Annotated in this window: 17 protein-coding genes and 3 riboswitches; of the genes, 10 read left to right on the plus strand and 7 right to left on the minus strand. The window is 66.5% G+C overall.

The genetic code is table 11. The annotated features are described in order from the left end of the window. The first annotated feature begins 93 nt into the window (after window positions 1-93). Both L1F06_RS17575 and mmsB read left to right on the plus strand, forming a co-directional pair. Entirely contained in the window at window positions 94-930 is an 837-nt protein-coding gene (locus tag L1F06_RS17575; RefSeq protein WP_129481567.1) for an isocitrate lyase/PEP mutase family protein, read from the plus strand. Window positions 931-958: 28 nt separating this feature from the next. Continuing rightward, window positions 959-1,843 (plus strand): 3-hydroxyisobutyrate dehydrogenase, encoded by an 885-nt coding sequence (gene mmsB / locus L1F06_RS17580; RefSeq protein WP_129481568.1) that lies wholly within the window; start codon window positions 959-961, stop codon window positions 1,841-1,843. Between the two features lie 356 nt (window positions 1,844-2,199). Here mmsB and L1F06_RS17585 read toward each other — a convergent pair whose 3' ends face one another. Both L1F06_RS17585 and L1F06_RS17590 read right to left on the minus strand, forming a co-directional pair. Further along, window positions 2,200-2,445: a DUF1145 domain-containing protein gene (locus L1F06_RS17585; protein WP_003245652.1), complete on the minus strand. Its 246-nt coding sequence runs from the start codon at window positions 2,443-2,445 to the stop codon at window positions 2,200-2,202. Window positions 2,446-2,523: 78 nt separating this feature from the next. Next, a complete protein-coding gene (locus L1F06_RS17590) occupies window positions 2,524-4,311 on the minus strand; it encodes an alkyl/aryl-sulfatase (protein WP_129481569.1) in 1,788 nt (595 codons plus the stop codon). A 97-nt stretch (window positions 4,312-4,408) separates the two neighbouring features. Here L1F06_RS17590 and L1F06_RS17595 point away from each other — a divergent pair, with 97 nt between their 5' ends. Next, entirely contained in the window at window positions 4,409-5,320 is a 912-nt protein-coding gene (locus tag L1F06_RS17595; protein ID WP_012017967.1) for a LysR family transcriptional regulator, read from the plus strand. Window positions 5,321-5,323: 3 nt separating this feature from the next. Here the strand turns inward: L1F06_RS17595 and L1F06_RS17600 are convergent, their stop codons facing one another. The 3 genes from L1F06_RS17600 to L1F06_RS17610 all read right to left on the minus strand — a co-directional run bounded on the left by L1F06_RS17600 (window position 5,324) and on the right by L1F06_RS17610 (window position 6,187). Next, window positions 5,324-5,773, minus strand: coding sequence for a hypothetical protein (locus L1F06_RS17600; protein ID WP_129481570.1), 450 nt, complete (start codon window positions 5,771-5,773; stop codon window positions 5,324-5,326). A 79-nt stretch (window positions 5,774-5,852) separates the two neighbouring features. Beyond that, window positions 5,853-6,008, minus strand: a complete 156-nt coding sequence (locus L1F06_RS17605) for a hypothetical protein (RefSeq protein ID WP_003245659.1) — start codon at window positions 6,006-6,008, stop codon at window positions 5,853-5,855. Continuing rightward, the gene (locus tag L1F06_RS17610; RefSeq protein WP_129481571.1) at window positions 6,008-6,187 is read right to left on the minus strand and encodes a hypothetical protein; all 180 of its coding nucleotides are present in this window, start codon (window positions 6,185-6,187) and stop codon (window positions 6,008-6,010) included. The genes L1F06_RS17605 and L1F06_RS17610 overlap by 1 nt, the downstream gene beginning before the upstream one ends. Window positions 6,188-6,391: 204 nt before the next feature. Beyond that, window positions 6,392-6,509, plus strand: a riboswitch (guanidine-I (ykkC/yxkD leader). Window positions 6,510-6,562: 53 nt separating this feature from the next. On the opposite strand from L1F06_RS17610, the gene L1F06_RS17615 reads away from it, so the two are divergent. From L1F06_RS17615 to L1F06_RS17625, 3 genes are all read left to right on the plus strand, one after another. After that, a complete protein-coding gene (locus L1F06_RS17615) occupies window positions 6,563-7,624 on the plus strand; it encodes a putative urea ABC transporter substrate-binding protein (RefSeq protein ID WP_012017966.1) in 1,062 nt (353 codons plus the stop codon). Window positions 7,625-7,798: 174 nt separating this feature from the next. Continuing rightward, window positions 7,799-7,899, plus strand: a riboswitch (guanidine-I (ykkC/yxkD leader). 185 nt (window positions 7,900-8,084) lie between these two features. Then, on the plus strand, window positions 8,085-8,900 hold the full coding sequence (locus L1F06_RS17620) for an ABC transporter permease (RefSeq protein ID WP_003245663.1): 816 nt from the start codon (window positions 8,085-8,087) through the stop codon (window positions 8,898-8,900). Between the two features lie 41 nt (window positions 8,901-8,941). Next, window positions 8,942-9,766 carry an ABC transporter ATP-binding protein gene (locus L1F06_RS17625; RefSeq protein ID WP_129481819.1) on the plus strand — a complete coding sequence of 275 codons (825 nt, stop codon included), beginning with the start codon at window positions 8,942-8,944 and terminating at the stop codon, window positions 9,764-9,766. Window positions 9,767-9,929: 163 nt separating this feature from the next. Here L1F06_RS17625 and L1F06_RS17630 read toward each other — a convergent pair whose 3' ends face one another. Further along, window positions 9,930-10,862 carry a hypothetical protein gene (locus tag L1F06_RS17630; RefSeq protein ID WP_129481572.1) on the minus strand — a complete coding sequence of 311 codons (933 nt, stop codon included), beginning with the start codon at window positions 10,860-10,862 and terminating at the stop codon, window positions 9,930-9,932. Then, the gene (locus tag L1F06_RS17635) at window positions 10,859-11,884 is read right to left on the minus strand and encodes an isopenicillin N synthase family dioxygenase (RefSeq protein WP_129481573.1); all 1,026 of its coding nucleotides are present in this window, start codon (window positions 11,882-11,884) and stop codon (window positions 10,859-10,861) included. The genes L1F06_RS17630 and L1F06_RS17635 overlap by 4 nt, the downstream gene beginning before the upstream one ends. Window positions 11,885-12,217: 333 nt before the next feature. After that, window positions 12,218-12,317: riboswitch (guanidine-I (ykkC/yxkD leader) on the plus strand. A 67-nt stretch (window positions 12,318-12,384) separates the two neighbouring features. Between L1F06_RS17635 and L1F06_RS17640 the strand changes: the two genes are divergently transcribed. The 4 genes from L1F06_RS17640 (at window position 12,385) to uca (ending at window position 18,764) form a co-directional block, all read left to right on the plus strand. Beyond that, window positions 12,385-13,452, plus strand: coding sequence for a putative urea ABC transporter substrate-binding protein (locus L1F06_RS17640; RefSeq protein WP_096825975.1), 1,068 nt, complete (start codon window positions 12,385-12,387; stop codon window positions 13,450-13,452). Between the two features lie 75 nt (window positions 13,453-13,527). Further along, on the plus strand, window positions 13,528-14,256 hold the full coding sequence (locus L1F06_RS17645; RefSeq protein WP_129481574.1) for an urea amidolyase associated protein UAAP1: 729 nt from the start codon (window positions 13,528-13,530) through the stop codon (window positions 14,254-14,256). 10 nt (window positions 14,257-14,266) lie between these two features. After that, entirely contained in the window at window positions 14,267-14,902 is a 636-nt protein-coding gene (locus L1F06_RS17650; RefSeq protein ID WP_129481575.1) for an urea amidolyase associated protein UAAP2, read from the plus strand. 166 nt (window positions 14,903-15,068) lie between these two features. Further along, a complete protein-coding gene (gene uca / locus L1F06_RS17655; RefSeq protein ID WP_129481576.1) occupies window positions 15,069-18,764 on the plus strand; it encodes an urea carboxylase in 3,696 nt (1,231 codons plus the stop codon). Window positions 18,765-18,851: the final 87 nt, after the last annotated feature.

Below are 18,851 nucleotides of genomic sequence, written 5' to 3' on the forward strand. Positions count from 1 at the left end.
ATGCCCCGTAGCCCGAGTGCAATCCGGGGTATCGGTCACGGAGCGAATTCATTCGCGATAGAGCAGACACGACGCCCTCAGAGGAGTACCGGCATGGACGACAAGCAGTTGCAAAAAGCCCTGACCTTCCGGGCCCTGCATCAACGCGACGAGCTGCTGGTACTGCCCAACCCCTGGGATGCCGGCTCGGCGAAGATACTCGCGGCCCTGGGTTTCGAAGCCCTGGCCACCACCAGCGCCGGCCTGGCCTTTGCGCTTGGCCGCCCCGATGGCGAAGGTCTGATCAGCCGCGAGGAAACCCTGGCCAATGCTCGCGCCATCGTGGCCGCCACGCCCTTGCCGGTGGCAGCCGACCTGGAGAACGGCTTCGCCGACGACCCGTCAGGCTGTGCGGACACCCTGCTGCAGGCCGCCGCCTGCGGACTGGTGGGCGGCTCCATCGAAGATGCCAGCGGACGTGTGGATGCGCCCATCTATCCCCTGGAGCTGGCGGTGGAACGCATCCGCGCCTCGGTGGCCGCGGCGCGCAGCCTGCCCTTTCCTTTCACCCTCTGCGCCCGCGCGGAGAACTTCCTGCACGGGCGCCAGGACCTGCGCGACACCCTCAAGCGGCTCGAGGCCTATGCTGAAGCCGGAGCGGACGTGCTCTATGCGCCAGGGCTGACCACGCGCGAGCAGATCGACGCCGTGGTGCGCGCCGTTGCGCCACGGCCGGTCAACGTACTGATGGGCCTGCCCGGGATCGCGCTGACCCTGGATGACCTGAGTGAGCTGGGCGTACGCCGGGTCAGCGTCGGCTCCAGCCTGGCACGCACAGCCCTGGGCGGCTTCCTGCGCGCCGCGCGAGAGCTGCGGCGCGGCAACTGCGACTTCGCCAGGGATGCCACCTCCTTCGCCGAACTCAACGACCTGTTCAAAGCCGGGCAATAGCTGGCAAAAACACGAAAGGAGAACCGAGATGACCCAGATCGCCTTTATCGGCCTCGGCCATATGGGCCTGCCCATGGCCCGAAACCTGCTCAAGGCGGGTTATCCGCTGAAAGTCTTCGACCTGGTGCGCAGCGCCGTCGACACCCTGGCCGGCGAAGGCGCGGTGGCAGCCGAGAGCGCCGCCGAGGCCAGCGATCAGGCACAGGTGGTGATCAGCATGCTGCCGGCCAGCCGCCATGTGGAAGGCCTGTACCTGGGCGAAGACGGCCTGCTCGCGCGGCTGCCCGCCGACACGCTGGTGATCGAGTGCTCGACCATCGCCCCGGAGTCCGCGCGCAAGGTACATGCCGCTGCCCGTGAGCGCGGCGTCGCCCTGCTCGATGCGCCGGTGTCCGGCGGCACGGCTGGCGCTGCCGCCGGCACCCTGACCTTCATGGTCGGCGGCGAGGCCCAGGCGCTGGAGAAAGCCCGGCCGATCCTCGCCACCATGGGCAGAAACATCTTCCATGCCGGCCCGGACGGCGCCGGCCAGGTGGCCAAGGTGTGCAACAACCAGGTGCTCGCCGTGCAGATGATCGCCACTGCCGAAGCCATGGCCATGGGCGTGGCCAATGGCCTGGAGCCGGCGGTGCTGGCCGAGATCATGCGGCAGAGCTCCGGCGGCAACTGGACACTGGAGAAGTACAACCCCTGGCCCGGGGTGATGGAGAACGTCCCGGCGTCCAAGGGCTACAGCGGCGGCTTCATGGCCGAGCTGATGGCCAAGGACCTCGGCCTGGCCCAGGAAACCGCCAGCCACAGCGGCAACAGCACGCCCATGGGCGCTTTGGCGCTGCAGCTGTATCGCCTGCTGCTCAAACAGGGCAAGGGCAAGCAGGATTTCTCGGTGGTGCAGCAGCTGTTCGTGCAATAGCGCCCGTAGGGTGCGCTGCGCGCACCGTAGCGTTTCCCGGTAGAGCTGGTGCGCACGGCGCACCCTACGGAGCCGCCCCCATCGTAGGGTGCGCTGTGCGCACCGGGGCGTTTCCCGGTAGAGCTGGTGCGCATGGCGCACCCTACGGAAGCCGCGCCCTCCTCGTAGGGTGCGCTGCGCGCACCATGGCGTTTCCCGGTAGAGCTGGTGCGCATGGCGCACCCTACGGGAGCCGAGCCCCATCGTAGGGTGCGCTGCGCGCACCATGGCGTTTCCCGGTAGAGCTGGTGCGCATGGCGCACCCTACGGGGCCGCCCCATCGTAGGGTGCGCTGCGCGCACCAGGACCATCGGAGCTCAACGCAGCGTCTGCAAATGCAAAACACCAAACAGCAGCACCTGCAGGCGCTGCCACCACAACAGCGGCAGGCCCCGCAGGCGCGAGCCGAACAGCACCAGCTCGCCCACATGCGCCAGCAGCACCGCCAGGGCGGCCCAGTTGACCCAGCCGCCCAGCGGCGCGGCGAAGGGGTAGAAGAGATTGAGCAGCGCCACCAGCCAGAACATGGCCAGGGCGCCCTTGGCGAAAGACAGCAGGTTCATCGTCAGCCTCCGAATGGATGAACCTGCAGTGTGCCCAGCCGAACGGCAGCACACCGCCCTTCTTTCGACTGGCGCGCCCTAGCGCAGCGTCAATCCGAACGCCTCGTCGGCGAAGTCGAAGCAGGCGAGGAAACGACGAATCTCCAGCAGGTTGCCATCGACTTTCACATCGCCCAGCAGCCCCCCCTTGACCAGGCCGCCCTCGCCGGTCAGCAGGGTTTCCATGAAGCGCTTGTCCATGCTCAGGCGCAGCTCGGTGCCTTCGGGAATACCCTTGTGCAGCTGCGCGACGCCGCGCCGAACCTCCAGCGCCCACTGCTCGTCCACATCGGGAAAGCTGAAGCCCAGGGTCAGTTCCAGATCGCCGGCCTTCTGCGGGTCGATGCGGGTCACCCAGTTCTGCAGGAAGCTCTGCGGGGTGAAGCTGCGCACCATGTCCGGCGAGAGGAACACCTTGCGCATTTCCAGCGAGCGCTGACGGATGGCGTCGCCGTCGAGCTTGCCCTCCAGTTCCATGGCGCTCATCAGGTACCAGTTGCGCCAGTTGATGTTCATGCTGGCGTAACCCAGCTTGCGAAAGCTGCGCGCCTTGATTTCGCGCGCCAGCTTGTCGTCGTGGTCGACGCGGATGGCGTAGCCGGCCAGCTCGGCGGCCCACTGATAGTCGCCCTTCAGATAGGCGTTGCCGGCCTCCAGCAACAGCTTTTCACGACCGCCGGCCAGGGCGATCAGCCGCTCGGCCTGCAGCCGCGGCGGGGTCGGGTCGAGGGCCACCGGGTCGCCCTGGAACCAGCCCAGGTAGCCGTTGTAGATCTGCCGTACGCTGTGCTTCACCGTGCCGTAGTACTCGCGCAGATAAGGCGTGTAGCCGGCCAGGTGCGGCGGCAGCTTGACCTGCTCAACCAGCTCGTCCGGGGTCAGGCCCTTGTTCATCCAGCGCACGGTCTGGTCATGGATGTAGGCGATACCGTCGCGGGTCATGCGTAGCACTTCCTCGACCCTGTCCTGGCCGCTGACCGGGCGACCATGCAGCGGCACCATATGCTCGGCCCGGTAGGCGCGCAGCTTGTCCAGGCTCTCGACCCACTGCACCGGGTCGCGGAACCTGGTGCCGCGCAGCGTATGGATGTTCGGCAGGGTCGGCCCCTGATCGACCTCGGCACTGATCAGCACGCGGTTGTCCGGCAGGTACAGGATGATCTCATCCGGCGCCTCGCTGGGGACGTGCAGAAACTGCACGTCGAGACCGGCGATCCTGGTGTCCAGGCGTTCGCCAAAGGTCACGGTCGGAGCGATGAACGACGACGGCTCGGCCTTGGCCAGCGGACCGATACCGGCGTTCATCCCCTCCTGATCGCTGGCCGGCAGGAACGAGCCGAAGCTGTAGGCCGAGCGCACGCCGAGGATCGGCCCGACCAGCGCGCCCTGCGCCACCACGTTCTGCAGCAGCGTCTCGTGGGCATAGATCTGCACCTCGCCGCGCTCGACCTGCTCGCGGCTGACGAACGCCTGCACGCCGTTGATGTGATCCGGGTGGAAGTGGGTGTAGACCACCGCCTTGATCGGCTTGTCGCTGAGCTTGCGGAACTCGGCCATGATCTTACGCGACTCGCTGACCGACTCGCCGGTGTCGACGATGATCAGCCCCTCGGGCGCCTCGATCATTACCACGTTGCCCAACTGCCAGCCGACCGCCGAATAGACATTGCCCGCGACGCGGTAGATCTGCTGGGCGAAGTGCCTGGTGTGCGCGGCCAGCTCGGCGTGAATGCTCGGCTCGATACGCTCGGCCGGCAGTTCGGCCTGTGCGCCCAGGGGCAAGGCAGCGGCCAGCAGCAGGCCGCCAAAGCGAGAGAAGGTGCTCATGGCGATAGGACGTCTTGTTGTTGAAGTACTGGCAGGTTGGCAAAGGCCAGCTGATAATTCCAATGCATTCGAACCCAAGAACCAATGCAGAGCACGCATGAACGACCTACGCCAGCTTCGTCACTTCGTGGCCCTCGCCGAACACGGTCACTTCGCCCGTGCCGCCGAGGCCGTGCACCTCAGCCAGCCGGCGTTGAGCCGCAGCATCCAGGCCCTGGAGGCGCAGCTCGGCTGCAGCCTGGTGGACCGCCATAGCCGCGGCATCAGCCTGACCGCCCACGGCCAACTGGTGCTGGAACATGCCCGCCGCCTGTTGGCCGGCAGCCTGGCGTTGAGCAATGCGGTCAACCAGCTGGGCAATCTTGAAGCCGGCGAGCTGCGCCTCGGCGCCGGCCCCTACCCGGCCGCGCGGTTGATACCGCAGGCCCTCGGGCAATTGCTGCAGCGGTATCCGCGGGTGCAGGTGAAGCTGGACATCGGCAACTGGCTGGAACTGCGCGACAGCCTGCTGGACTCGGCCATCGAGCTGTTCGTCGCCGATATCCGCGAGCTGCAGGGTGATACGCAGCTGCAGATCGAACCGCTGCGCGTGCATCGGGGCGTGCTGTTCTGCCGCCCGGCGCACCCGTTACTGCAGCGGCGCGATCTGCAACCGCGCGACCTGCTGGACTTTCCCCTGGCCGGCACGCAGTTGCCGCAGGCGGTCGAGCGCAGCCTGGGTCACGCCAGCGGACGCGCGCAACCCTTGAGCGTGCAGTGCGACAACTTTCTCGTGCTCAAGCGCCTGGTGGCCGACAGCGACGTGCTGAGCATGGCGCCTTGGGACGTGATCGCCGAAGAGGTCGCAGCCGGCCAACTGAGCCTGCTGCCGCTGGCCCCGGCGAGCCTGCAGCAGCAGTCGGCCTATGGCCTGGTCAGCCGCGCCGGACACAGCCTGTCGCCGGCGGCGCAGGCCATGGTCGAGGAGATTCGTCAGCTGGATGCAGCGACTCCGCGCGTGGCGGGTTGAGCCTCACCAGCGCCGCTCGCCGCTACGCTGCTGGCGCTCATTGGCGCGTCCGTTGGAAAACTGCAGCTGGGTGCTGCGGCTGGTGCCCCAACTGCGCTGCGTCTGCTGATTGCGATGTTCCTGGCGACGCTGGTCGCGGCGGTAGTCGTGGCGCGGCGGCTGGTGGTACTTGTGGCCGTCGCGATGACGATGATCGTGGCCATAGTGATGACGCGGCGGCGGTGCCGGCACATAACGCTTGGAATCGTGGCGATGACGGTCGTACCGGCGGTCGTCGTAATAGTAGTAACGCGGCGTGACATAGACCGGCGGCGAGTAATCGCGGCGGTAGCCGTCGTAATAGTGGTGCGAGTGATGATGGCCGCGGTAGCCACGGTCGTAGCCGTCACCGTACACGGTGCAGCCACTGAGCGGGATGAACAGCAAGGCAGCGATCAGGGTTCTGTAGGACATGAAAGCCTCCGCAGGGGAAGCGGGGGACGCGCACCGCGCCCCCGAGGGAAGAGGCCGGACCGCCAGGCCCGGGACTGGATCAGCAACGACCTTTCTTGGCCTGCCCCGGCGGACAGTGGGGAGGCCCACCGCCGCCATCGCCGATATCGATGCCAATACCCGGCAGCCTCACACTGCAGCCGGAAAGACCGAAAGCCAGGCTCATCGCCAGCAGCAACATGCCGAAGGTTTTCATCAGCAGCGCCCCTGCATGCGCAGCCCCGGCGGACAGAAGTGACCGCCGCCGTGGTAGCCGCGGCCACCCACGTCGACACGAATCACATCGGGATCGCCGACCCGGGCATGCACGCCCGGGGCACTGAAACTACAACCGCCCAGCAACAACGCCAGCGCCATCACAGTCAAACCACGCATTTGGAATACTCCTCGAATTTCCAGTATCTGCTGGACGCCCGACCACCGCAGCCGGCATGGCTCCATCAGCATGCTCGTTCGACAATCTGCGCTGGATCACGTTCCGTGCAGCCGAGTGACGGCGATCACGGGCTCGTCACGGTCACTGGCACGCTCCTCGCTTGGCAAGGCGCCGCAGCGGGAAGGCGATCAGTGCTGCTAACAGAAATGGCCGACTAGGGTTCCGGCCCACCCGCACGGGTGGGTGACTGGTCCGAGAGTGGGCGACCTCGGAGCGGCGGGAAGCCGCGGGGTTACACGGCGGGATAAAAGCCCGGGAGAACGCGCAGCACGGCTGCCCGCCTTCCCGCTTTCGTCCATAACCCGAGGTTTTCCATGTCCATTCGCTCCCTGCTCACCGCCCTGCTCTGCGCCTGTCTGCTCGGCGCTCCAACGGCCCAGGCCGCGCCCAAGACCTTCAAGCTGTGCTGGTCGATCTTCGCCGGCTGGATGCCCTGGGGCTATGCCGCCGAACAGGGCATCGTGAAGAAGTGGGCAGACAAGTACGGCATCGACATTCAGGTGCAGGAAGTGCCGGATTACGTCGGTTCCATCGAGCGCTACAGCGCCGGCCAGTTCGACGCCTGCACCATGACCAACATGGATGCCCTGACCATTCCCGCCGCCGCCGGCAAGGACAGCACCGCGCTGATCATCGGCGACTTCTCCAACGGCGCCGACGGCCTGCTGCTGCGCGGCAGCGGCCTGCGAATCCAGGACCTCAAGGGCAAGAGCGTGCTGCTGGTGGAGAACTCGGTGTCGCATTACCTGCTCAGCCGCGCGCTGGAGTGGGCCCTGCTCGAGGAGAGCGACGTGACCATCATCAACGTCTCCGACACCGAAATCGCCGAGGCCTTCCTCGCCGGCAAGGGCGACGCGGTGATCACCTGGAACCCGATCCTCTCCGAGATCCGCCGCAAGGCCGAGGTCAGCCAGGTGTTCAGCTCCAATCTGATTCCCGGTGAAATCCTCGACCTCACCGTGGTCGACAGCCAGACCCTGGCGCAGCACCCGGAGTTCGGCCGCGCACTGACCGGCGCCTGGTTCGAGACCCAGCGCCTGCTCGGCCTGCCCACCCCGGCCGGGCGCGAGGCCCGGGCCAGAATGGCGGCCGCTGCCGACACCACCGCAGAAGATTTCGAGGCCCAGTTGGGCACCCTGCGCTCGTTCTACTCGCCGCGCACCGCGCTGAACTTCGCGCGCACCGGCAAGCTGCCGGATCTGATGCAACGGGTGGCGCGCTTCGCCGATGCCCACGGCCTGCTGGGCAAGAGCGGCTTGGGGCTGACCAATCTGGGGATCGCCTTTAGCGGCGAACGGACTTTGGGTAACCCACAGCGCATCCTGCTGCGTTTCAATCACGACTACATGCAGTTGGCCGCCGACGGCGCACTCTGACGCCCCAGCAGGCAGCACGACCCGAGCCCAATGCACCAGCAGAGCGCATCGCATGCCCCGACGCCAGCCGAGCGAGCGCCGCCTGCTGCGCTTCGCGGTGCATGGCACGATGTTCGCTAAGAACAGCCCGTGCAGGAACAACCCGGCTCGCCGGGATCGCGGCACCACAATTTGCCAATAGCCGGCTAGGGTTCCGGCTCGCCACCCGCGAGCGACTGGTCCGAGAGCTGGCGACCTCCAGCGAGGTTACACGGCGGGACAAAAGCCCGGGAGAACGCGCCCCATCCGTGGGGAACCGCCGCGCACTCCTGCCCGCCCCTGTCCAACTGGAGGTTCACCATGGGTATGCCCCACTCGTTTCAGCGGCCATCGGCCACCCATCCCAAAGGCCCGATGCCCGCACGCCCTTGCGCCCGCTAGCGGCGCAGGCATTTCGCTCCAGGCCCGACGAGGACTCCCCATGCGCCTGATCAATCGCCACCCGGATCGCAGCGGCCGCCTGCTGCTGATCCTGCTGCCCTTCGCCCTGCTGCTGTTCGTCTACTTCAGTGCCTCGACCACCCGCCTGGCCGAAAACCCCAACGACAAGCTGCTGCCCAGCGCCAGCCAGATGGTCGATGCCATCGACCGCCTGGCCTTCACCGAGGACAAACGCAGCGGCCAGTACCTGTTCTGGCAGGACACCGCCTCCAGCCTGCAACGCCTGGGCATGGGCCTGGGCATCGCCGCGCTGCTGGGCCTGGTGCTGGGCATCGCCGCCGGCAGCATCCCGCTGTTCGGCGCACCGCTGTCACCGCTGCTCACGGTGCTGTCGATGATTCCGCCACTGGCCATCCTGCCGATCCTGTTCATCGTCTTCGGCCTGGGCGAGCTGTCCAAGGTGATGCTGATCGCCATCGGCATCACCCCCTGCATCGCCCGCGATATCGAACAGCGCGCCCGCGAGATTCCCGGCGAGCTGCTGATCAAGGCGCAGACCCTCGGCGCCAACACCTGGACGCTGATCCTGCGCCTGGTGCTGCCGCAGCTGCTGCCGCGCCTGCTGATCTCGCTGCGCCTGATGCTCGGCTCGGCCTGGCTGTTTCTGATCGCCGCCGAGGCCATCGCCTCGACCGACGGCCTCGGCTATCGCATCTTCCTGGTGCGCCGCTACATGGCCATGGACGTGATCCTGCCCTACGTGGTGTGGATCACCCTGCTGGCCTGGCTGATGGACCTGGGCCTGCGTCAGGTGCTGCGCCTGTGCTTCCCCTGGCATGAAGGAGGCAAGGCATGACCCTGTTCAGCCAACATATCGTCCCGCTGAGGGAACCTGCCATGAGCGAATCCAGCGCTACGGCCGCGAGCCCGGCGACAACCGCCTTTATCGAAGCGCGCAACCTGTGGCAGGAGTACGGCGACCAGGTCGTGCTCGAACGCCTCAACCTCAAGGTGAATGAAGGCGAATTCTGCACCCTGGTCGGCGCCTCCGGCTGTGGCAAGTCCACCTTCCTGCGCATGCTCCTCGGCCAGGAACGCCCGAGCCGCGGCGAACTGCTGCTGCGTGGTCAGGTGCTGCCCAACGAGCCCGATCCGAGCCGGGGTGTGGTGTTCCAGCGTTACTCGGTATTTCCGCATCTGAGCGTGCTGGACAACGTCGCCCTCGGTCTGGAGCTGCCGAAGTCGAAGCTGCTGGGCCGGCTGTTCGGTGCCGCCAAGCGCGAGGCCCGCGAGCGCGCTGCGGAAATCCTCACCAAGGTCGGCCTCGGCCATGCCCTGAACAGATACCCCAGCGCACTCTCCGGTGGCATGCAGCAACGCCTGGCCATCGCCCAGGCGCTGGTGATGCAACCGCGCATGCTGCTGCTCGACGAGCCCTTCGGCGCCCTCGACCCCGGCATCCGCAAGGACATGCACGCACTGCTGCTGGAGCTGTGGCAGGAAACCCGCCTGACCGTGTTCATGGTCACCCACGACCTGTCCGAAGGCTTCAGCCTCGGCACCCGCCTGCTGGTGTTCGACAAGGTACGCCACGACCCGCAGGCGCCCGGTGCATACGGGGCGCGGATCACCTATGACATTCCGCTGAACGCGGCGCGCCGGGCGCAGGTGCAACTGCCCAGCGAGCTGGCCGAGCGTATCGCCGCGCGCAACGAACCGTAGCCCGGATGAAATCCGGGGATAGCCGGCACCTTTTCCCCGGATTGCATCCGGGCTACGGAGCGGCCAGCCTGGTGCGCACAGCGCACCCTACGAAGCGCACACCGCGTTGCAGAACGTAGGGTGCGCCGTGCGCACCACCTGTGCCTCCGGCAAGGAAGCTCCCCTAGCTCAACACCTCGAGATAGCGCGCCAGCGTTTCCCCCTCCGTGGCAAACCAGCGCTGCGCCTCGTCGGTACAGGGCGTGGCGAGATCGGCGCGCCAGTCCGGCTCCAGCGTATCGATAAGGAAGGTGCGCACCACCGCACGGCCGTCCGGCCTTTGCAGGTGCTGGCACACGCGCCCGGCCGCCGGGATCTCGTAGCCTTCCAGCGAAACGCGCTGCCCGACCCGCGCCGGCGGGGTGGACAGCACCACCCGATACCGGCCCGGCTGATCGGCATAGGCCAGCGAGGTTTCGCAGTCGAATAGCGCGGCCAGGGCCTGTCCATCACCCTGCGCCCGCTCCGCTCGCTCGCGCAGCTGCAGCGCTGACTCACCCGGCTCCACCGCCCGCCCGTGCATCCAGCCAAGCCGGTCGCCGCAGAGAATCAGGCCACCGCCGCGCTGCAGCACCTGGCCGGTTTCGGCATCGCACTCCTCCAGCAGACGCAGGCTGATCAACGGCCCGCCGCTGGCCTGCAGGCGCCAGTCCTCGACATAGGCACCACTGGTGCCGAACTCGATCATGCAGTTGCCGATGCGCTGCAACTGCGCCGGCTCCGGCCAGCGGTTGTGCAGTTGCAGGGACACCCCGCCGCGCCAGCTCAAGTAGCCGTTCTCCCAGATACTGTCAGCCACCCAGCCCTCATGATTGGCAAGCTGGCGCAGCTCGGCGGCATCGTAGTCCTGCCAGGCCCGCACCGGCAGCGCGGGTGCGTCCGGCAGGCGCAGGTCGATGGTGAAGCTGCGGCTCTGCAGCCAGTGCACCTGGGTGCGCTCATCGCTGCGGCCATCGGCGAAGCTGATGGTGCGCCGACGAAAGTGCCCGAGCATCCAGTCCGGCACACCGCCCTCGGCGCGCTGCGGGTAACGTGCAGCCAGTTCCAGCAGGTTCATGCCGTCACCTCCCGGCCGCCTTGACCAAAGCTGGACAAACCCGCCGCACCATCCGGCAATTGCAGTGAGCCGTCCTCCAGCCGCTCTCGCAGATAGCGGAAGGTCTGCGCCGTCTGCGCGAACAGGTGGTCGCCACAGCTCACCGGCGCGTACACCCGCTCACCGCGCGGCGGCAGACCGGGGATCGGCGCGATGCGCGTCGGGTAGTCGCAGGCGCAGAACAGTGGGAAGGCGAAGCGCTCCTCGCTGACCTTGCGCACGCGGTGCGAGGTGGCGACGAAATGGCCGTTGCTGAGCACCTCCAGCATGTCGCCGATATTGATCACGAAGGCGTCCTCCACCAGCGGCACGTCGATCCACTGCCCGTCGCCGTTGAGCACCTGCAAACCTTCGGCGGTGGGTAGCAGGATGGTGAAGCATTCGTAGTCGGTGTGCGCGCCGATACCGGGACGGTCGGCCACCGGATCGGGGGCGAGCGGGTAATGGATCATGCGCAGCTGGCTGGTGGGCTGCCGGGTGATGCCGGCGAAGGTGTCCTCGGCCAGCCCCAGCGCCAGGGCGAAGCCGCGAAACAGCGTGTCGCCCAGCGCCAGCGCGGCGCGGTAGTAGGCACTGACCTCGCGCTTGAAGTCCGCCGAGTCCGGCCACTGCGTCGGGCCCAGCAGCGGATAGACCTGAGCCGCCTCGGTGTAGTCGTAATTGACGTCGTAGGCCTCTTTCAGATCCTTGCTGCCGCCGACAAACTGCTCCTCGCCCTCCGGCACGTAGCCGCTGTGGTTGCTCGACTGGCCGATGTAAAAGCGCATCTTCTCCTCCAGCGGGCGTGCGAAGAAGCGGCGCGCCTGGTCGACCAAACCGTCGCGCAGCTCACGCGCAATGCCGTGCCCGGTGATCTGCAGAAAGCCGACCTCGCGCGCGGCACGGCCCAGCTCATCGGCTACGAGCCGGCGCTCGGCAGGATGCTCGCTATACAAGCCCGAGACGTCGATCAGGGGAATCGAGGTGAAATGGGTATGCGCCATGGCAATCTCCCTTGAACAAGTGAGTTACCTGGTCGTCCAGACGAGCAGCGGGTCGGGTCGTCCCGAGGGCGGCAGCAAGGCCGCCCCTGCAACGGGGTCGATAGCGATTTCCATGCCACCGCCATCATGCCGCCAAGGCGCGGTGCTTTGAGCCGAATTGCCCCCGAACGGTGCAATGAACACCGCCCAGGCCCCATCAGGCAGCACGCAAACCGCGAGCAGCATCACCCAAGCGCGCAGTCACGGGCTCCGGCGAGCTGGCACGCTATTCGCTAAAGCTCAGGTGTGCAGGTTACAACCGGGTTTTCCCGGAATCGCGGCACCACAATTTGCGAAATGGATGACTAGGGTTCCGATCCGCGCAGGCGGGTGACTGGTCCGAGAGTCATCGACCTCCAGTGAGGTTACACGGCGGGATAAAAGCCCGGGAGAACGCGCCTTTCGAACCATTCGAAACGTGCCGCGACTCCTGCCCGTACTCAACAAGACTGGAGGTTCCAATGCGCAAGTACCGTCTGCTCTCCTTCGCCGCTGCCGGTCTGGCCGCGCTGCTCAGCTTCAGCGCCCACGCCGAGAAGAAAGACAGCTTCAGTGTCTGCTGGACGCTCTACGCCGGCTGGATGCCCTGGGGCTATGCCAGCACCTCCGGCATCATCGACAAATGGGCGAAGAAGTACGGCATCGACATCGATGTCGTGCAGCTCAACGACTACGTGGAATCCATCAACCAGTACAGCGTCGGCCAGTTCGACGGCTGCACCATGACCAACATGGACGCCCTGACCATTCCCGCCGCCGGCGGCGTGGACAGCACCGCGCTGATCGTCGGCGATTACTCCAACGGCAACGACGGCCTGCTGATCAAGGGCGAAGGCAAGACCCTGGCCGACCTCAAGGGCATGCAGGTCAACCTGGTGGAGCTGTCGGTATCCCACTACTTCCTCGCCCGCGCGCTGGAAAGCGCCGGCATGAGCGAGCGCGACGTGAGCGTGGTGAACACCTCCGACGCCGACATCATCGCCGCCTTCTCCACCCCCAGCGTGCAGGCCGCCGCCACCTGGAACCCGATGCTCGCCGAGATCAAGGCCCAGCCGGGCAGCACCGAGGTGTTCGACTCCTCGAAGATCCCCGGTGAAATCCTCGACATGATGGTGGTCAACACCCAGACGCTGAAGGACAACCCGGACTTCGGCAAAGCCCTGGTCGGCGCCTGGTTCGAGATTCTCGACCTGATGCAGTCCGGCACCCCGCAAGCCACCGAAGCGCTGACCGAAATGGCCAAGGCCTCCGGTACCGACCTGGCCGGATTCCAGGCCCAGCTGGCGACTACCAAGCTGTTCTACACACCCAAGGAAACCCTGGACTTCGTCACCAGCCCGGCCCTGCCGGAGACCATGACCAAGGTCGCCAACTTCAGCTTCGAGCACGGCATCCTCGGTGAAGGCGCGCGCAGCGCTGACGCCATCGGCATGACCTTCGCGGGCGACGTGACTACCGGCGACAGCGCCAACATCAAGCTGCGCTTCGACCCGAGCTACATACAGATGGCCGTCGACGGCAAGCTCTGACCCTCACGCCCCTCACAACGATGATCAGGCGCCACTGCCGGCGCCTGACGATACGGCTTTGATCCCGAGGTACCCATGACAACTGCCCTCACCCTCCGCCCTACCCTCTATGAGGAAACTGTCCCCGGCGGCGGCCACACGTCCTTCGTGCTCAAGCGCGGCCAGTTGCTGCGCATCACCGATATCGAAGGCGGCGCCAACGTCAGCCTGCTGCTGTTCAACGCCCTCGAGAAAAGCGAGCGGCTGAACCTGCCCGATACCTTGAAATGCCAGCACACCGCCAAACTCACCGCCGGCCACTGCCTGTATTCGGACATGGGCCGCGTGCTGGCCGCCATCACCGCGGATACCTGTGGCTGGCACGACAGCTTCGGTGGAGTGCTATCGGCCTCCGAAGTGCTGGAGAAATACGGCCAGGGCCGCTATCAGGAACTGCGCAACGGCTTCTTCCGCAACGGCATGGACAACCTGCTGGTGGAAATGGGCAAGTGGGACCTCAACCTGCAAGACCTGTTGATGAACCTCAACCTGTTCAGCCGCGTGGACGTCGACGCCGATGGCGTATTCCACTTCCAGCCGAACAACTCCAAGGCCGGCGACCATATCGAGCTGTATGCGCCGATGGACACGCTGGTGGTGCTCACCGCCCTGCAGCACCCGATGGACCCCAACCCGCAGTACGCGCCCAAGCCGGTGCAATTGACCTGGAGCAAGGTCGCCAGCGACGGCATCACCCTGCTCTGCCGCACCTTGCGCCCGGAGAACGGCCGCGGCTTTCACAACACCGAACGTCAGTATCTCTGAGGGCGCACACATGAGCCTGACCGCAAGCAACCTGCATCCCGAGACCGCCAGCTTCCGCCACACCATCCCGGCGGGCGAGCCCTACCTGTTCGAGGTCAAGGCCGGGCAGACCCTGCGCCTGCATGACCTGGAAGGCAACCAGGCGATCGACACCCTGTTCTTCGCCGCGAAGAACCCGCGCGAACGCTTCGACCCGCAGCGCACCCTGCGCAAGCAGAACAAGGTTTACCTCACCACCGGCACGGTGCTCTACTCCAACCTCGGCAAACCGCTGCTGACCATAGTCGCCGACACCTGCGGCCGCCACGACACCCTCGGCGGCGCCTGCGCGCAGGAGAGCAACACCGTCAGGTATGCACTCGAGAAGCGCTATATGCACAGCTGCCGCGACAACTTCCTGCGCGCCAGCCTGCACGACGGCCGTCTGAGCAAGCGCGACCTCGGCGCCAATATCAATTTCTTCATGAACGTGCCGGTAACGCCGGAAGGCGGCCTGACCTTCGAGGACGGCCTCTCCGCGCCCGGCAAGTACGTGGAGCTCAAGGCCGAGACCGATGTCATCGTGCTGATCTCCAACTGCCCGCAACTGAACAACCCCTGCAACGGCTGGAACCCGACCCCGGCCGAAGTGCTGGTGTGGAACTGACGCAGGGCGGGTGAAACCCGCCAAGGCCCGGCGGGTTTTCACCGGCCCTGCAAAATTTGTCCCCAGCACGCGCAACACGCATCACCCGGATTTCCACCACGGACGACCGTGGCACATGACGAATGACGGCGGGACGGCCCGCCACGCCCTTCGAGGGTCAATGAAGATGTTCGACAAACTCCTGATCGCCAACCGTGGCGCCATTGCCTGCCGCATCCTGCGCACCCTGCGTCAACTGAACGTCAGCGGCGTAGCCGTGTATGCCGAGGCAGACGCTGCCAGCCTGCATATCCAGCAGGCCGATGAAGCCTTCTGCCTCGGCGACGGCCCCGCCGCGCAGACCTACCTGGTGGTCGACAAGATTCTCGCCGCGGCCAAGGCCTGCGGCGCGCAGGCCATCCATCCCGGCTACGGCTTTCTCTCCGAGAACGCCGCCTTCGCCGAAGCCTGCGAAGCCGCCGGCATAGCCTTCGTCGGCCCCACGCCCGAGCAACTGCGCGTATTCGGCCTCAAGCACACCGCCCGCGCCCTGGCCAAGCAACATGGCGTGCCCATGCTCGAAGGCACCGAATTGCTGGAAAACCTCGACGCCGCGCTCAAGGCCGGCGAACAGGTCGGCTACCCGGTGATGCTGAAAAGCACTGCCGGCGGTGGCGGCATCGGCATGCGCGTCTGCCGCTCGGCCGCCGAACTCAGCGAAGCCTTCGAGGCGGTCAAGCGCCTGGGGCAGAACAACTTCAGCGACAGCGGCGTATTTATCGAGAAGTACATCCAGCGCGCCCGCCACCTGGAAGTGCAGGTATTCGGCGACGGCCAGGGCGAGGTGCTCGCCCTCGGCGTGCGCGACTGCTCGGTACAACGGCGCAACCAGAAGGTGCTGGAAGAAACACCGGCACCGAACCTGCCCGCCGGCATGAATGAGGCGCTGTGCGCGGCGGCGATCAAGCTGGCCAAGGCGGTGAATTACCGTAGCGCCGGCACCGTCGAATTCGTCTACGACAGCGAGGCCGAGCGCTTCTACTTCCTCGAAGTGAACACCCGTCTGCAGGTCGAGCACGGCGTCACCGAACAGGTGTGGGGCGTCGACCTGGTGCGCTGGATGATCGAACTGGCGGCCGGCGATCTACCGCCGCTGAGCGAACTGGCCAAAGGCCTGAAGCCCAACGGCCACGCCATCCAGGCACGCCTGTACGCCGAAGATCCGGGCCGGGATTTTCAGCCCAGCCCCGGCCTGCTGACTGCCGTGACCTTCCCGCCCACTGACGGCGAGGCCCTGCGTATCGACACCTGGGTCGAAGCCGGCTGCGAGATTCCGCCCTACTTCGACCCGATGATCGCCAAGCTGATCACCTGGGCGCAAAGCCGCGAAGAAGCCTCCCATGCGCTGGATCAGGCCCTGGCAGGCACCCTGCTCTACGGCGTGGAATGCAACCGCGACTACCTGCGCCAGATCCTTAGCGATGCGCCTTTCGCCAGCGGCCATCCCTGGACCCGCTGCCTGGAAAACCTCGTCTATCAGGCCAGCACCTTCGAAGTGCTCGGCGCCGGCACCCAAACCAGCGTGCAGGACTATCCCGGCCGCCTCGGCTACTGGGCCGTGGGCGTACCGCCGTCCGGGCCGATGGATGATCGCGCCCTGCGCCTGGGCAACCGCCTGCTGGGCAACGCAGAGGGCGCCGCCGGCCTGGAAATCACCATGAGCGGCCCGACCCTGCGCTTCAATACGGACGCCGTGGTCGCCGTCACCGGCGCCGAGATTCCGCTGAGCATCGATGGCTTAGAACAGCCGATGAACACCGCCCTGCTGATCGAGGCCGGCAGCACCCTGACGCTCGGCACCATCGCAGGCAGCGGCGCGCGCAGCTACCTGAGCGTTCGCGGCGGCATTCAGGTGCCGGATTACCTGGGCAGCAAGAGCACCTTTACCCTCGGCCAGTTCGGCGGCCATGGCGGCCGTGCACTGCGCGCCGGCGACGTGCTGCACCTGCTGCCGCTGGCCGATACCGGCAGCGGCGCGCAACTGCCCGCCGAACTCTGCCCATCCCTGCCGGCCGTACGCGAACTGCGCGTGATCTACGGCCCGCACGGCACGCCGGAATACTTCACACCCGCCTATGTCGACAGCTTCCTCGCCACCGAGTGGGAAGTGCACTTCAACTCCAGCCGCACCGGCGTGCGCCTGATCGGGCCGAAACCGGAATGGGTGCGCGACAGCGGCGGCGAAGCCGGCCTGCACCCGTCCAATATTCACGACAACCCCTACGCCATCGGCGCGGTAGATTTTACCGGCGACATGCCGGTGATCCTCGGCCCGGACGGCCCCAGCCTGGGCGGCTTCGTCTGCCTGGTGACTATCATCGAGGCCGACCTGTGGCAGCTCGGCCAGCTCAAGGCCGGCGACAAGGTACGCTTCGTGCCGGTGGATATCGCCACGGCACGGGAGTTGGCCAAAGCCAGTGCCAGCGAATGCACCAGCCTTTGTGGGAGCGGCTTCAGCCGCGATGCAGGCAACACCGAAATCGCGGATAAATCCGCTCCTACAGACGCGACCGTAGCCCGGATGCAATCCGGGGAAAACGCAGCGCCTGAATCCCGGATTGCATCCGGGCTACAAAGCCCCATCGTCCTCGACATCGGCCAGGCCGACACCCGCCTGGTCGCACGCCTGTCCGGCGACACCCACCTGCTGCTGGAAATTGGCCAGCCGGAACTGGACCTGGTGCTGCGCTTCCGTGGCCACGCGCTGATGCAGGCGCTGGAGGCCAAGCGGCTCGCCGGCGTGATCGACCTCACCCCCGGCATTCGCTCGCTGCAGGTGCACTACCAGCCGGAAACCCTGCCGCTGCAGCGCCTGCTCGACCTAGTCGCCGGCGAGTGGGACGCGGTATGCGCCGCCAAGGATCTGAAGGTGCCGTCGCGCATCGTCCACCTGCCGCTGTCCTGGGACGACCCGGCCTGCCAGCTGGCCATCGAGAAATACATGACCACCGTGCGCAAGGACGCCCCCTGGTGCCCGAGCAACCTGGAGTTCATCCGCCGCATCAACGACCTGCCGAACCTCGACGAGGTGTACCGCACCGTGTTCGACGCCAGCTACCTGGTGATGGGCCTGGGCGACGTCTATCTCGGCGCGCCGGTGGCCACGCCGCTGGACCCGCGCCATCGCCTGGTCACCACCAAGTACAACCCGGCGCGCACCTGGACGGCGGAGAACTCCGTCGGCATCGGCGGCGCCTATATGTGCGTGTACGGCATGGAAGGCCCCGGCGGCTATCAGTTCGTCGGCCGTACCCTGCAGATGTGGAACCGCTACCGCGAGGTCGAGGCCTTCGACGGCAAGCCCTGGCTGCTGCGCTTCTTCGACCAGATCCGCTTCTACCCGGTGAGTGCCGACGAACTGCTGCGCATCCGCCGCGACTTCCCACTGGGCCGCTACCCGCTGCGCATCGAGCACAGCGAACTGGCCCTGGCCGACTACCAGCAGTTTCTCGATGAAGAAGCAGAGGGCATCGCCGCCTTCCGCCAGCAGCAGCGCGCGGCTTTCGATGCCGAGCGCCAGCGATGGATCGAATCGGGTCAGGCGCATTTCGAAGTCGAGGAAGTGGCCGCCGAGCTTGGCGATGATGCGCCGCTGGGGGCCGGTCAGCACGGCATCGACAGCCATATCGCCGGCAACCTCTGGCAGGTGCAGGTGGAAGCCGGCGCACAGGTGCAGGCCGGCGACGTGCTGGTGATTCTCGAATCGATGAAGATGGAGATTCCGCTGACCGCACCGGTGGCCGGCACCGTGCGCGAGGTGCGTGTGCAGCCCGGCTCGCCGGTACGCGCCGGGCAGCGCGTGGTGGTGCTGGAAGAGGCCTGAAGCGTAGGCGACAGGTCAACGGAAAATCAGGGCCGCCGGACCGAACCGGTGGCCCTGAAGTACGCAGAAGAGGGTTAATACCAAAGG

The sequence above is a fragment of the Pseudomonas hydrolytica genome, from assembly GCF_021495345.1.
Taxonomy (GTDB): Bacteria; Pseudomonadota; Gammaproteobacteria; order Pseudomonadales; family Pseudomonadaceae; genus Aquipseudomonas; species Aquipseudomonas hydrolytica.